Source organism: Streptomyces capillispiralis, assembly GCF_007829875.1.
Classification (GTDB): domain Bacteria; phylum Actinomycetota; class Actinomycetes; order Streptomycetales; family Streptomycetaceae; genus Streptomyces; species Streptomyces capillispiralis.
This window is the reverse complement of the sequence record NZ_VIWV01000001.1, coordinates 5,350,224-5,363,967: the sequence shown is the minus strand read 5'-3', so window position 1 is coordinate 5,363,967 and position 13,744 is coordinate 5,350,224. Positions and strand designations below refer to the sequence as shown.

Below are 13,744 nucleotides of genomic sequence, written 5' to 3'. Positions count from 1 at the left end.
CGGGGCGACGGGCGGGCACCGCTCAGGCGAGCCACTGCTCGTACGCCAGGTTCGCCACCAGGGCGAAGACGACCGTCAGCAGGACGATCCGGACGAACCCGCTGCCCTTCTTCAGCGCCGTGCGGGCGCCGAGGGTGCCGCCCGCCAGGTTGAACACGGCCATCACGGCGGCCAGCTGCCACAGCACCGCGCCCTGCCAGGCGAAGGTGGCGAGCGCGCCGGCGTTGGTGCAGCAGTTGACGATCTTGGCGGTGGCGGAGGCGGTGACCAGGTCCAGGTGCAGCACGGCGGTGAGCGCCAGCACCAGGAACGTGCCGGTGCCGGGGCCGATCAGACCGTCGTAGAAGCCGATGCCGAGCCCGGCCAGGCCGATCGCCGCGAGGATCCGGCGCGGGGTCGCCGGGCCGGTGGCGGGGGCCGTGCCGAAGGCGGGGCGCAGGATGACGAAGGCCGCGACGGCGAGCAGCACCACCATGATGACCGGCTTGAGGACCTCGGTGCTCATCCCGGCCGCGAAGAACGCCCCGGCCGACGAACCGGCGAGGGCGGCCAGTCCGATGCGCACGGCGGTCCTCACGTCGACCGGTGCCTTGCGGGCGTAGGTGACCGCGGCGCCCGTGGTGCCCACGATCGCCACCGCCTTGTTGGTGCCCAGGGCGTGCGCGGCCGGCGTCCCGGCGGGCAGGCCGAGCAGCAGGACCGGCAGGAGCAGCAGCCCGCCCCCGCCGACCACGGCGTCGATCCAGCCCGCGGCGAGGGCGGCCAGGCAGAGCAGGACGACCATGGTCAGGGAGATGTCGGGCATGGTCACGACCCTAGGGACGCGATAGATGTGCCGTCCATCAAGATGAGCGTTTATTGAGGTTGCCCTCCTCACAGCGGCGCCCCGCCGGCCGCCCGGAACCCTCACATCCACCCCGCCGACCCGCTGAGGGCAGCGTTCCGCACGGGAAACAGAGGTGATGCCGCCGGGTAACACCCGCACCGCACGCTCGATGTCATGACCTCGAATGAGCGTGTGGTGGTGATCGGCTCCGGCCTCGCGGGCGTACGACTCGCCCGCCGGCTCGGCGAGCTCGGCACGCCCGTGACGCTGATCGGCGAGGAGGAGCACCGGCCCTACAACCGGGTGCTGCTCGCCGAGGTGCTGGCCGGGCGCTACAGCCCCGAGGTGATCGCCCTCCCGGCGCCCGCGGAGCTGACCCGGGCCCGGGTCACCGGCATCGACCGCGCCGGGCGGACCGTCGCCTGCGCGGACGGTTCCGTGATCGCATACGACAGGCTCGTCCTGGCCACCGGCTCCAACCCCGTCCTGCCGCCGCTGCGCGGCCTGTTCACCGAGGACCACGAACTGCCCGAGGGCGTGCACGCGTTCCGCACCATGGACGACTGCCTGGGCCTGGCCAAGGCGGTACGGCCGGGGGTGCGGGCGGTGGTGATCGGCGGCGGGCTGCTCGGCGTCTCGGCGGCCCGCGCGCTCGCCGTGCGCGGCGCGCAGGTCGTCCTCGCCCAGCAGTCCGAGCGGCTGATGGAGCGGCAGCTCGACCCGGCCGCGTCCGCGCTGGTCGGGCGGCACCTGGCCGACCTCGGCGTGGAGGTGCACACGGAGTGCCGGGTGCGGGACGTGCGCTGCGTCGGCGGCGCCGTCCGCTCGGTGGAGCTGGCCGACGGCTACGCCCTCGACGCCGACCTCGTGGTGCTGGCCTGCGGGGTGCACCCGAGGGCCGGTCTCGCCAAGGCGGCCGGGCTGGAGGTCCGCAAGGGCATCGTCGTCGACGACGAGCTGCGCACCTCCGACCCGTACGTCCACGCCGTCGGCGACTGCGTCCAGCACGCCGGCACCGTGTACGGGCTGGCCGCCCCGGCGCTGGAGCAGGCCGACGCGCTCGCCGCGCTGCTCGCCGGGGACACCGCCGCCCGCTACACCGGCACCCGCTCCCTGACCCGGCTCACGCTCACCGGCCCCGACAGCCCCTTCGACCTCGCCGCGTTCGGCGAGACCGACGCGCTGCCGGGCGACGACGTCGTGCAGCTCACCGACGCCACCCGGGGCACCTACCGCAAGGTCGTCGTCCGTGACGACCGCCTGGTCGGCGGGGTCCTCGTCGGCGAACTGGGCACCGTCGGCGCGCTCGCGCGCGCCTGGGAGGGAGCAGAGCCGCTCCCCTCCGGCGGCGGGCCCCTGCTCCACCTGCTCACCAACGATGGAGGCTCCTGATGACCGCCACCCCGGGGGCATCCCCCACGATCGTGCTCGTCGGCCACGGCATGGTCGGCCAGCGCTTCCTGGAGGCACTCGCCGAGCGCGGCCTGACCGCCACCCACCGCGTGGTCGTGCTGTGCGAGGAGCCGCGTCCGGCGTACGACCGCGTGGCGCTCACCTCGTACTTCTCGGGGAAGACCCCCGAGGACCTGTCCATGACGGACCCGGCGTTCCTCGCGGAGCACGGCATCGAGCTGCACGTCGGCGACCCGGCGGAAGCGGTCGACCGCGCGGCGCGGACGGTGACGGCCCGGTCCGGTCTCGTCGTCGGCTACGACGTCCTGGTCCTGGCCACCGGCTCCTTCCCGTTCGTGCCGCCCGTGCCGAACAAGGACGCCGAGGGCTGTTTCGTCTACCGCACGATCGAGGACCTGCTCGCGATCGAGGAGTACGCGAAGACGTCGACGACCGGTGCCGTGGTCGGCGGCGGCCTGCTCGGCCTGGAGGCGGCGGGCGCGCTCAAGGGCCTCGGACTCACCTCCCACATCGTGGAGTTCGCGCCCCGGCTGATGCCCGTCCAGGTCGACGAGGGCGGCGGCGCCGCGCTGCTGCGCACCATCGAGGAGATGGGCCTGTCCGTCCACACCGGCGTCGGCACGCAGGAGATCGTGGTCGGCGAGGACGGCGCGGTCACCGGGATGAGGCTGTCCGACGGTTCCGAACTCGCCACCGACCTGGTGGTGTTCTCCGCCGGGGTCCGCCCCCGCGACCAGCTCGCCCGCGACTGCGGTCTGACGGTCGGCGAGCGCGGCGGCATCGCGGTCGACGAGCAGTGCCGCACCGTCGCCGACCCGCACGTCTTCGCGATCGGCGAGTGCGCGCTGGCCGCCGACGGCCGGGTGTACGGCCTGGTCGCCCCCGGGTACGAGCAGGCCGAGACGGCCGCCGCGACGATCGCCGCCGACGAGGCGTCCTTCACCGGCGCGGACCTGTCCACCAAGCTGAAGCTGCTCGGCGTGGACGTGGCCTCCTTCGGCGACGCGCACGGCACGGCCGAGGACTGCCTGGACGTCGTCTACTCCGACTCGCGCGCCGGCCTCTACAAGAAGCTGGTCATCGGCCGCGACGGCACCCTGCTCGGCGGCATCCTGGTGGGCGACGCGGAGGCGTACGGCACGCTGAAGGCGTTCACCGGCTCGGTCCCGCCGGTCTCCCCCGAGTCGCTGGTGCTGCCGGCCGGCGCCGGGGCGCCCGCGCAGCTCGGCCCGGCCGCGCTGCCGGACGACGCGATCATCTGCTCCTGCAACAACGTCACCAAGGGCACGATCCGCGGCGCCGTCACCGAGCACCGGTGCACCACCGTGCCCGAGGTGAAGAAGTGCACCAAGGCCGGTACCACGTGCGGCAGTTGCGTCAAGGTACTCGGCCAGCTGGTCAACGCCGAGCTGGAGGCGAGCGGCGTCGAGGTCGACAAGGGCCTGTGCGGCTGCTTCGCCCAAACCCGCGAGCAGCTGTACGAGATCGTCCTCGCCCTGCGCATCACCTCCTACCGGGAGCTACTGGACCGGTACGGCCGTGAGGGCGCCCGGGGCGGCGAGGGCTGCGAGGTGTGCAAGCCGACGGTCGGCTCGATCATCGCCTCCCTCGCCCCGACGATCGGCGCCGCCACCCACGTCCTGGACGGCGAGCAGGCGGCGCTCCAGGACACCAACGACCACTTCCTGGCCAACCTGCAGAAGAACGGCTCGTACTCGGTCGTGCCCCGCATCCCCGGCGGCGAGATCGCCCCGGAGAAGCTGATCGTGATCGGCGAGATCGCCCGCGACTTCGGCCTCTACACGAAGATCACCGGCGGTCAGCGCATCGACATGTTCGGCGCGCGGGTCGAGCAACTGCCCGTCATCTGGGCCCGCCTGGTCGACGCCGGCTTCGAGTCCGGCCACGCCTACGGCAAGTCGCTGCGCACGGTGAAGTCCTGCGTGGGACAGACCTGGTGCCGGTACGGCGTGCAGGACTCCGTGCGCATGGCGATCGACCTGGAGCTGCGCTACCGGGGGCTCAGGTCGCCGCACAAGCTGAAGTCGGCGGTCTCCGGCTGCCAGCGCGAGTGCGCCGAGGCCCAGTCGAAGGACTTCGGCGTCATCGCCACCGCGGGCGGCTGGAACCTGTACGTCGGCGGCAACGGCGGCGCCACCCCGCGCCACGCCGACCTGCTCGCGCAGGACCTCTCCGACGCCGAGCTGATCCGCCTGATCGACCGGTTCCTGATGTTCTACATCCGCACCGCCGACCGGCTGGAGCGCACCAGCGTGTGGCTGGACCGGATCCCCGGCGGCCTGGACCACGTCCGGGACGTGGTCGTCCACGACGCGCTCGGGATCTGCGACGAGCTGGAGGCGCTGATGGCCGCCCATGTCTCCCACTACCGCGACGAGTGGGCCGAGACCATCAACGACCCGGAGAAGCTCGCCCGGTTCGTGTCCTTCGTGAACGCGCCCGACACCCCCGACCCGGTGGTCGCCTTCGTCCCCGAGCGCGACCAGATCAAGCCCGACCTGCCGCTGCTGAACATCGGCCTGCGCCCCGCCGACGACCTCCTGGAAGGAAGCGCCACGCGATGACCCTGGCACCCGAGACCACCGATCTGAAGGTGCGGCTCCGCCTGGCGGAGGACTGGTTCACGGTCTGCGACCTGAGCGCGCTGCTCCCCGGCCGGGGCGTGGCCGCGCTGCTCCCCGACGGCCGGCAGGCCGCCGTCTTCGCCGACCGCACCGGCCGCCTCTACGCCATCGACAACCGGGACCCCTTCACCGGCGCCGCGGTCCTCTCCCGCGGCCTGACCGGCACCCACGGAGACCGCCCGTTCGTCGCCTCCCCGCTCCTGAAGCAGCGCTTCGACCTGGAGTCGGGCGCGTGCCTGGACGACGAGACGGTCCGGGTGACGGCGTACGAGGTGAGGGCGGCCTGAGGGCGCGGGGCCTGTCGGATTCCTGTCGGGTCCGGGTCGTTCCGCCCGGCGGGCGGGGTCATCGGGTTACATCGGTACCGCCCCACCCGTGTCAGGCCCCACCCCATCCGTCACGGAGGCCCCCACCATGACCCCCCAGCAGTCCCGACCCTCCCGGCGCGCCCTGCTCGGCGGTGCCGCCGTCGCCGCGTTCGCGGTGGCGGCCGGCTCCGGCACCGCGCGGGCCGCCCACCGCGCGCACCCCTGGCCGACCGAGTTCCCGCTGCCCGACGGCTGGCTGCCCGAGGGCATCACCATCGGCAGCGCGCCGTACGCCTACATGGGCTCCCGCGCCAACGGCGCGATCCACCGCACCGACCTGCGCACCGGCCGGGGCGCCGTCCTGCACGGGGGCGCCCCCGGCCTGGCGGCCATCGGCCTCAAGCTGGGCGACGACGGCCTGCTGTACGTCGCCGGCGGCGCGGGCGGCACCGCCCGCCTCGTGGACGCCCGCACCGGCGAGCTGCGCACGACGTACGAACTCACCGCGCCCACCGGCCACTTCGTCAACGACGTCGTGCTCCTCCGGGACCGCGCCTGGTTCACCGACTCCCGCGACGCGGTCCTGTACGGCGTTCCGCGCGGCCGGGGCGGCACCGTCCGCGCGCTGCCGCTCACCGGCGACTGGGAGCAGCTGCCGGACGTCAACAACGCCAACGGCATCGTGAGCACGCCCGACGGCCGCGAGGTGATCGTGGTCAAGAGCACCCCGGGCGAGCTGTACCGGGTGTGCCCGCGCACCGGGCGCGCCACCCGCATCGCCCTGTCCGGGGCGGAGAGCGTGGTCAACGGCGACGGCCTGGTCCGTGTCGGCCGCACCCTGTACGTCGTGCAGAACCGGCTGAACGTGGTCACCGTGTTCGACCTGGACGCCGGGGCCACGACGGCGACCCTGCGCCGCTCGATCACCGACCCGCGCTTCGACGTGCCCGCCACCGCCGCCCGCTTCCGCGACCGCCTCTACCTGGTCAACGCGCGCTTCACCAGCCCGCAGACCCCGCAGACGACGTTCACGGCGGTGGCCGTGCCCCTGTAGGCCCGCCGTGATGGTCATCCGCTGGTACGGCCCCGGTCATGAGGCGTCCATTCCGCTCCCCTAGGTTCGCTGCTCGCACGCCCCCGCCGCCGACCGGCGGCGGGACGGTCACGGCACCTCTTGGAGCGACAGTGGAACGTCGTACCTTCCTTCGTGCGACCGCCGTAGGCGGCACCTCCGCCGTGTTCGGCGGAACCTTGTGGCGCGGCGCGGCGTACGCCGCCCCCGCCCAGCCCGGCACCGGCCCCTACGGCCCGCTCGGGGCGGCGGACGCCAACGGCGTCAGCCTCCCCGCCGGGTTCACCAGCCGGGTCGTGGCCCGCTCCGGCAGAACGGTCACCGGCACCTCGTACACCTGGCACAACGCCCCCGACGGCGGGGCCTGTTACGCCGACGGCTCGGGCTGGATCTACGTCTCCAACTCGGAGATCAACCCCTCGGGCGGGGCGAGCGCGCTGAAGTTCTCGGCCACCGGCGCCATCACGGGCGCGTACCGCGTCCTGTCCGGCACCCGGCAGAACTGCGCGGGCGGGAAGACCCCCTGGAACACCTGGCTGTCCTGCGAGGAGGTGGACCGGGGGTACGTCTACGAGACCGACCCGTGGGGCGTGAAGGCGGCCGTCCGCCGTGACGCCATGGGCCGCTTCAAGCACGAGGCGGCGGCCGCCGACCCGGTCCGCGGGGTGATCTACCTGACCGAGGACGTGTCGGACGGCTGCTTCTACCGCTTCCGGCCCACCACCTGGGGCGATCTGTCGTCGGGCACGCTGGAGGTGCTGGTCGCCGGCAGCGGCACCAGCGGCCCGGTGAGCTGGGCGCGGGTCCCCGACCCGTCGGGCGCCACCGCCACCCGCGCCCAGGTCTCCGGCGCCAAGCGCTTCAACGGCGGCGAGGGCTGCTACTACGCCAACGACACCTGCTGGTTCACCACCAAGGGCGACAACCGCGTCTGGCAGTACGACGCGGCCGCCCAGACCCTCGCCCTCGCCTACGACGACTCACTGGTGACGGGCGGCACCGCTCCCCTGACCGGCGTCGACAACGTCACCGGCACCTCCTCCGGCGACCTCTTCGTGGCCGAGGACGGCGGGAACATGGAGATCTGCGTCATCACCCCCGACGACGTGGTGGCCCCGTTCCTGCGCATCGCCGGCCAGTCGGGCTCCGAGATCACCGGCCCCGCCTTCTCCCCGGACGGCAGCCGCCTGTACTTCTCCAGCCAGCGCGGCACGAGCGGGAGTTCATCGGGGGGCATCACGTACGAGGTGACGGGACCGTTCCGGGTGTGACGCCGGGGTGACGGCAGCCCGATAGCGGAGAGCTACTCTCCGGTCACATCACGTTCGCATCACAGGCTTTTCATACGCCCCACAGGGCACGAGCCCCCCAGTAGCTTCGTCACGCTCGCACCAAGCACACGCAATCGCCCGATCTGGGGGGCTCCTCACCATGAACCCGATCCGTACCTCCGCCGCCGCGGTCCTCGCCGCACTCGCCCTGGCCGCCGTACCGGCCACCGCGACGGCACACGGCGGCAACACCCCGTTCGAGAACTGCTCCGAGGCGTACGCGAACGGGCACGCCCACATCCCCGCGTCCAGCCCCCACTACGGCAAGCACCTGGACCGCGACGGCGACGGCATCGGCTGCGACAAGCCGCCCGCGGACTTCACGCCCCACGAGGAGACCGGGACCGACACCGGCGACGACGCCGGGACCGGGACCACGGAGGACACCGGCTCCGGCAGCGAGGAGCAGGGCGGCGGCACCGACCTCGCCGAGACCGGCGGCAGCGACGCCACCCCGTACATCGCGGCCGGCGGCGCGGCCGTCGTCCTGCTGGGCGGCGGCGTGATGATCGCGGCCCGCAGGCGACGCGGCGGCTCCGACTGACACCGTCCCGCGCACAGACCGGCTCCCCCCGCCCCTACAGGGACAGCAACAGGGAGTCGGTCTTCCCGCGCCGGCGGCGCACATGCCCGCGCCGCCCGGCGAGCAGCGCCAGGAGCGTCCACGCCACGAGGCCGCCGATCAGACCACTCAGCCGCCCCGCCGCGTCCACCTCGTCCGCCTGCTCCATGGGCGCCACACCCTCCGGGTCACGGAGGACATCGAGCCGGTCCCCCACCTCCAGACCCGAGCCGTCACCGTTGTGGGTGAGCCGCTCCGCCAACTCCTCGCCCTCCGCCGTACGCAGCGTGAACCGGTGGTTGTCACCACCGGTCTCGTCCACACTGTCCGCCACGATCACCACGCTCTCGCGCACCCCGCGCAGCTCCAACGCCGCCTCGGGCGCGTACTGGACGGCCCCGACGAGGACGAACAGCCCCGGCACGAACGACAGCAGGGCGATCCACCCCGCACGATGGAGCAGCATCAGGAACACGGCGAACGCCAGACACAGCGGAACCCCCACGGCAATGGGCACCCACACCCAGCGCAGCGCCAGGTAGGACGCCCCCGCGGTGACGGCCGCGGCGGCCCACCCGAAGAGCACCGCCCCGACCGTGCGCCGGAACGACCGCCAGGGGTCGACGGCGTACCCGCCCATGGCACTCAGCGGCCTGATGCTGCTCCTGCGTATTCCCAGTGGCACTGCTGCTCCCTGCACTCCCCCACCACGGCGGCTCCGTGAGTCCGGCACGAGACACTACAGCCCGCCGGGGCTGCCACGACGCCGGTGCGGAGTGCTCGACAGCACAGCCGTTGGGGCGGTGCAGGGCAGGTCGGGGACGGTGCCACTGCTCCGTCGGCCGCCACGGCGCACCCCGACGGGGCAGCCCGCTGAACCGGGGCAGGGAAACCCGTTCGGCCTGACGCGCTGTCTCCTGCCGGGCCTCGTCCGCGGCGGCCGCACGATTCTCGCCGACGACGTCCAGCACGGGGAACGACGGGAGGGCGGCACCCCCGCACGGGTGCCGCCCTCTCCTTCGTGGTCCGGAGCCGTTGCCGATCGGTGAGGGTGGTCGGGTGACAGGCAACGGCTCCGGGGCTTCGCGCCGCCCCGGAGGGGGTCAGCGGTGGTCGCTGCCCGCCGAGGTGACCGCCGCGCGGCCGGCCTCCAGTCGGGCGACCGGGATGCGGAACGGGGAGCAGGAGACGTAGTCCAGGCCGACCTCGTGGAAGAAGTGGACCGACTCGGGGTCGCCGCCGTGCTCGCCGCAGACGCCGAGCTTCAGGTCGGGGCGGGTGGCGCGGCCGGCCCGGGCGGCGAGCTTCACCAGGGAGCCGACGCCGTCCTTGTCGATCGTCTCGAACGGCGACACCCCGAAGATGCCCTTCTCCAGGTAGGCGGTGAAGAAGCTGGCCTCCACGTCATCCCGGGAGAAGCCCCACACCGTCTGGGTGAGGTCGTTGGTGCCGAAGGAGAAGAACTCCGCCGCCTCCGCGATCTGGCCGGCGGTCAGCGCGGCGCGCGGCAGCTCGATCATCGTGCCGATGGCCAGCCTGAGTTCCGTGCCGGTGGCGGCCTCGACCTCGGCGATGACCTTGTCGGCCTCCTCGCGGACGATCTCCAGCTCCTGGACGGTGCCGACCAGCGGGATCATGATCTCCGCGCGCGGGTCGCCCTTGGCGGCCCTGCGCTCGGCGGCGGCCTCCGCGATGGCCCGCACCTGCATGGTGAACAGGCCCGGGATGACCAGGCCGAGACGGACACCGCGCAGGCCCAGCATCGGGTTCTGCTCGTGCAGGCGGTGTACGGCCTGGAGGAGACGCAGTTCGTTCTCGTGCGGCTCCTGGCGGGACTCGGCGAGGGCGACGCGGACCGACAGCTCGGTGATGTCGGGCAGGAACTCGTGCAGCGGCGGGTCGAGCAGGCGGATGGTGACCGGCAGGCCGTCCATCGCCTCGAAGAGTTCCACGAAGTCCCGCTTCTGGAGCGGCAGCAGGGCCTTCAGGGACTCCTCGCGCTCGGCCTCGGTGTCGGCGAGGATCAGGCGTTCGACCAGCTCGCGCCGGTCGCCGAGGAACATGTGCTCGGTGCGGCACAGGCCGATGCCCTGGGCGCCGAAACGGCGGGCGCGCAGGGCGTCCTCGGCGTTGTCGGCGTTGGCGCGCACCCGCAGCCGGCGCTTGCGGTCGGCGAAGGCCATCATCCGGTGCACGGCCTCGACCAGCTCGTCGGCGTCGTCGGCGCCCGGGTGCATCCGGCCCTCGAAGTACTCGACGACCGGGGAGGGGACGACCGGGACCTCGCCCAGGTAGACCTTGCCGGACGAGCCGTCGATGGAGACGACGTCGCCCTCCTCGACGACGTGCCCGCCGGGGACGGTCATCCGGCGGCGCTTGGTGTCGACCTCCAGCTCCTCCGCGCCGCAGACGCAGGTCTTGCCCATGCCGCGCGCGACCACGGCCGCGTGGGAGGTCTTGCCGCCGCGGGAGGTGAGGATGCCCTCGGCCGCGATCATGCCGTCGAGGTCGTCGGGGTTGGTCTCGCGGCGGATCAGGATGACCTTCTCACCGGAGCGCGACCACTTGACGGCGGTGTAGGAGTCGAAGACCGCCTTGCCGACGGCCGCGCCCGGGGAGGCGGCGATGCCGCGGCCCACCTGCTCGACCTTCGCGTCCTCGTCGAAGCGCGGGAACATCAGCTGGGCGAGCTGCGCGCCGTTGACGCGGGTCAGCGCCTCGGCCTCGTCGATCAGGCCCTGGTCCACCAGCTGCGTGGCGATGCGGAAGGCCGCGCCCGCCGTGCGCTTGCCGACGCGGGTCTGGAGCATCCACAGCTGGCCGCGCTCGATGGTGAACTCGATGTCGCAGAGGTCCTTGTAGTGGTTCTCCAGCGTCTCCATGATCTGCATCAGCTGGTCGTAGGACTTCTTGTCGATCGACTCCAGTTCCGCGAGCGGCACGGTGTTGCGGATGCCGGCGACGACGTCCTCGCCCTGCGCGTTCTGGAGGTAGTCGCCGTAGACGCCCTGGTGGCCGGAGGCGGGGTCGCGGGTGAAGGCGACACCGGTGCCGGAGTCGGGGCCGAGGTTGCCGAAGACCATGGAGCAGACGTTGACCGCTGTGCCGAGGTCGTGCGGGATGCGCTCCTGGCGGCGGTAGAGCTTGGCGCGGTCGCCGTTCCAGGAGTCGAAGACGGCCTTGATGGCGAGGTCCATCTGCTCGCGCGGGTCCTGCGGGAAGTCCCGCCCGGCCTCGGTCCTGACGATCTTCTTGAACTTGGTGACGAGCTTCTTGAGGTCGGCGGCCTCCAGCTCGGTGTCGACGGTGACCTTCTTGGCCGTCTTCGCCGCCTCCAGCGCGTCCTCGAACAGCTCGCCGTCGACGCCGAGGACGGTCTTGCCGAACATCTGGATGAGGCGCCGGTAGGAGTCCCAGGCGAACCGGTCGTCGCCGGCCTGCCGGGCCAGGCCCTGCACCGACTTGTCGGAGAGGCCGATGTTGAGGACGGTGTCCATCATGCCGGGCATGGAGAACTTGGCCCCGGAGCGGACCGACACGAGGAGGGGGTCGTCGGCCTGCCCGAGCTTCTTGCCCATGGTCGCTTCGAGGGCGTCGAGGTGCGCACTCACCTCGTCACGCAGTGCCGCCGGTTCCTCGCCACTGTCGAGGTAGGTCTTGCAGGCCTCGGTGGTGATGGTGAAGCCGGGCGGGACGGGGAGGCCCAGGTTGGTCATCTCGGCGAGGTTGGCGCCCTTGCCGCCGAGGAGGTCCTTGAGGTCCTTGTTGCCTTCGGTGAAGTCGTAGACGAACTTCACGCCCTCAACGCTCGTGCCCGGCTGAGCTACGTGGGGATCTTTGTTTTCCGACACGGGTCCGACTCCTCGAGGACGCGGTGGCTGCCCTGACGGCGAGGAATGTACCCAGATCAAAGGCACATGGGTACGTCCACTTGTGCGTCATGCGCCTGTAACCACTCGTCCGCCAGCGGATCGAAAGTCAAAGCTTGGCAAGCGATCCCAGCCATGTGTTTTCACTTCTTGAACGCGGGACTCCCGACACGACCCTCCAGGTGCTCATTCGAGCGGCAAACTCCACGTTTGATTTCGCTCGATGAACGATCAAGAGATGGCACTCAGTGCCACCCTTTGAGAAGTGCAACCGCCCGAGATCCGCTCATGTGAGCGCAACCCTTATCAAGGGTGGCGAGAATCACGCTGCCACACCGGGGCGGATTTCACCATGCGGACCGCTCCCGGCCCGACCCGCCGACCCGGCGGCGGCACCGCGCCGCGCCCGACGGATGAACACACCGGCCGCCCCGTCCGTACGGAACGGGGGCGGACCCGGGCCCCCACGCCGGGTCCGCCCCACCACCGGCCGGGACAGCGGAAAGGAGGCCCGCGGCTCGATGCCGCGGACCCCCTCCCGGAGCGCCGTTCAGCCGCCGGAGGTGTCGAGCTCCGCGTCCTCGGTCACGCCCGCGCAGTCGTACGGGTCCTTCAGCCAGCCGTCCGGCAGCACCACGCGGTTGTTCCCGGACGTCCGGCCGCGGGGGCCGTCGGCGCCGGTGGGCCAGGGCTGGTCGAGGTCCAGCTCGTCCAGTCCCGCCCGCAGCTGTGCCAGCGAGGACGTGACCGCGAGGCGCTTGCGCATCTCGGAGCCGACCGCGAAGCCCTTCAGGTACCAGGCAACGTGCTTGCGGAAGTCGATCACCCCGCGCGCCTCGTCGCCGATCCACTCGCCGAGCAGCGTGGCGTGCCGGACCATCACGTCCGCGACCTCCCGGAGCGCGGGCCGCGCGAGGTCCTGCGCGCGCCCTTCGAACGCCGCCACCAGATCCGCGAACAGCCACGGCCGGCCCAGGCAGCCCCGGCCCACGACCACGCCGTCGCAGCCCGTCTCGCGCACCATCCGCAGCGCGTCCTCGGCCGACCAGATGTCGCCGTTGCCGAGCACCGGGATCTCCGGGACGTGCTCCTTCAACCGGGCGATCGCCTCCCAGTCGGCGGTGCCGCCGTAGTGCTGGGCGGCGGTGCGGCCGTGGAGCGCGATGGCGGTCACGCCCTCCTCCACCGCGATCCGTCCGGCGTCCAGGTAGGTGAGGTGGTCGTCGTCGATGCCCTTGCGCATCTTCATCGTCACCGGCAGGTCCCCGGCGCCGGCGACGGCCTCGCGCAGGATGGACCGCAGCAGGTTGCGCTTGTAGGGCAGGGCCGAGCCGCCGCCCTTGCGGGTCACCTTGGGCACCGGGCAGCCGAAGTTGAGGTCGATGTGGTCGGCGAGGTCCTCCTCCGCGATCATGCGGACGGCCTTGCCGACGGTCGCCGGGTCGACGCCGTACAGCTGGATGGAGCGGGGCTTCTCGCTCGCGTCGAAGCGGATCAGCTGCATCGTCTTGTCGTTGCGTTCGACCAGCGCCCGGGTGGTGATCATCTCGCTGACGAACAGCCCCTTGCCCCCGCTGAACTCCCGGCACAGCGTCCGGAACGGGGCGTTGGTGATCCCGGCCATGGGGGCCAGGACGACGGGCGGCTGCACCGCGTGCGGGCCGATCCGCAGGGACGGGTTCGTCGTCGACAGGGGCGTGGACATGGCCCCATTGTCC

General features: G+C 72.3%; 10 protein-coding genes. 6 read left to right on the top strand and 4 right to left on the bottom strand.

The window, feature by feature from the left end; genetic code table 11:
* Nucleotides 1–22 precede the first annotated feature (22 nt).
* Entirely contained in the window at nucleotides 23–805 is a 783-nt protein-coding gene (locus FHX78_RS23310) for a sulfite exporter TauE/SafE family protein (protein WP_145869364.1), read from the bottom strand.
* A 195-nt stretch (nucleotides 806–1,000) separates the two neighbouring features.
* On the opposite strand from FHX78_RS23310, the gene FHX78_RS23305 reads away from it, so the two are divergent.
* The 6 genes from FHX78_RS23305 to FHX78_RS23280 all read left to right on the top strand — a co-directional run bounded on the left by FHX78_RS23305 (nucleotide 1,001) and on the right by FHX78_RS23280 (nucleotide 8,139).
* Nucleotides 1,001–2,218, top strand: a complete 1,218-nt coding sequence (locus FHX78_RS23305) for an NAD(P)/FAD-dependent oxidoreductase (RefSeq protein WP_145869363.1) — start codon at nucleotides 1,001–1,003, stop codon at nucleotides 2,216–2,218.
* A complete protein-coding gene (gene nirB, locus FHX78_RS23300; RefSeq protein ID WP_145869362.1) occupies nucleotides 2,218–4,824 on the top strand; it encodes a nitrite reductase large subunit NirB in 2,607 nt (868 codons plus the stop codon). The genes FHX78_RS23305 and nirB overlap by 1 nt, the downstream gene beginning before the upstream one ends.
* Nucleotides 4,821–5,171 carry a nitrite reductase small subunit NirD gene (gene nirD / locus FHX78_RS23295; protein WP_145869361.1) on the top strand — a complete coding sequence of 117 codons (351 nt, stop codon included), beginning with the start codon at nucleotides 4,821–4,823 and terminating at the stop codon, nucleotides 5,169–5,171. The genes nirB and nirD overlap by 4 nt, the downstream gene beginning before the upstream one ends.
* A 127-nt stretch (nucleotides 5,172–5,298) precedes the next feature.
* Nucleotides 5,299–6,246 carry an SMP-30/gluconolactonase/LRE family protein gene (locus FHX78_RS23290; RefSeq protein WP_145869360.1) on the top strand — a complete coding sequence of 316 codons (948 nt, stop codon included), beginning with the start codon at nucleotides 5,299–5,301 and terminating at the stop codon, nucleotides 6,244–6,246.
* A gap of 131 nt (nucleotides 6,247–6,377) precedes the next feature.
* Nucleotides 6,378–7,535, top strand: coding sequence for an alkaline phosphatase PhoX (locus tag FHX78_RS23285; RefSeq protein ID WP_145869359.1), 1,158 nt, complete (start codon nucleotides 6,378–6,380; stop codon nucleotides 7,533–7,535).
* Nucleotides 7,536–7,695: 160 nt separating this feature from the next.
* Complete coding sequence (locus FHX78_RS23280; protein ID WP_145869358.1) at nucleotides 7,696–8,139, top strand: LAETG motif-containing sortase-dependent surface protein; 444 nt, start codon at nucleotides 7,696–7,698, stop codon at nucleotides 8,137–8,139.
* Between the two features lie 34 nt (nucleotides 8,140–8,173).
* On the opposite strand, the gene FHX78_RS23275 is transcribed toward FHX78_RS23280, so the two are convergent.
* From FHX78_RS23275 to dusB, 3 genes are all read right to left on the bottom strand, one after another.
* Nucleotides 8,174–8,842: a hypothetical protein gene (locus FHX78_RS23275; RefSeq protein ID WP_145869357.1), complete on the bottom strand. Its 669-nt coding sequence runs from the start codon at nucleotides 8,840–8,842 to the stop codon at nucleotides 8,174–8,176.
* Nucleotides 8,843–9,260: 418 nt separating this feature from the next.
* Complete coding sequence (gene ppdK / locus FHX78_RS23270) at nucleotides 9,261–12,008, bottom strand: pyruvate, phosphate dikinase (RefSeq protein WP_373313055.1); 2,748 nt, start codon at nucleotides 12,006–12,008, stop codon at nucleotides 9,261–9,263.
* A gap of 568 nt (nucleotides 12,009–12,576) precedes the next feature.
* Nucleotides 12,577–13,731: a tRNA dihydrouridine synthase DusB gene (dusB, locus tag FHX78_RS23265; protein WP_145869355.1), complete on the bottom strand. Its 1,155-nt coding sequence runs from the start codon at nucleotides 13,729–13,731 to the stop codon at nucleotides 12,577–12,579.
* Between the last annotated feature and the right edge of the window lie 13 nt (nucleotides 13,732–13,744).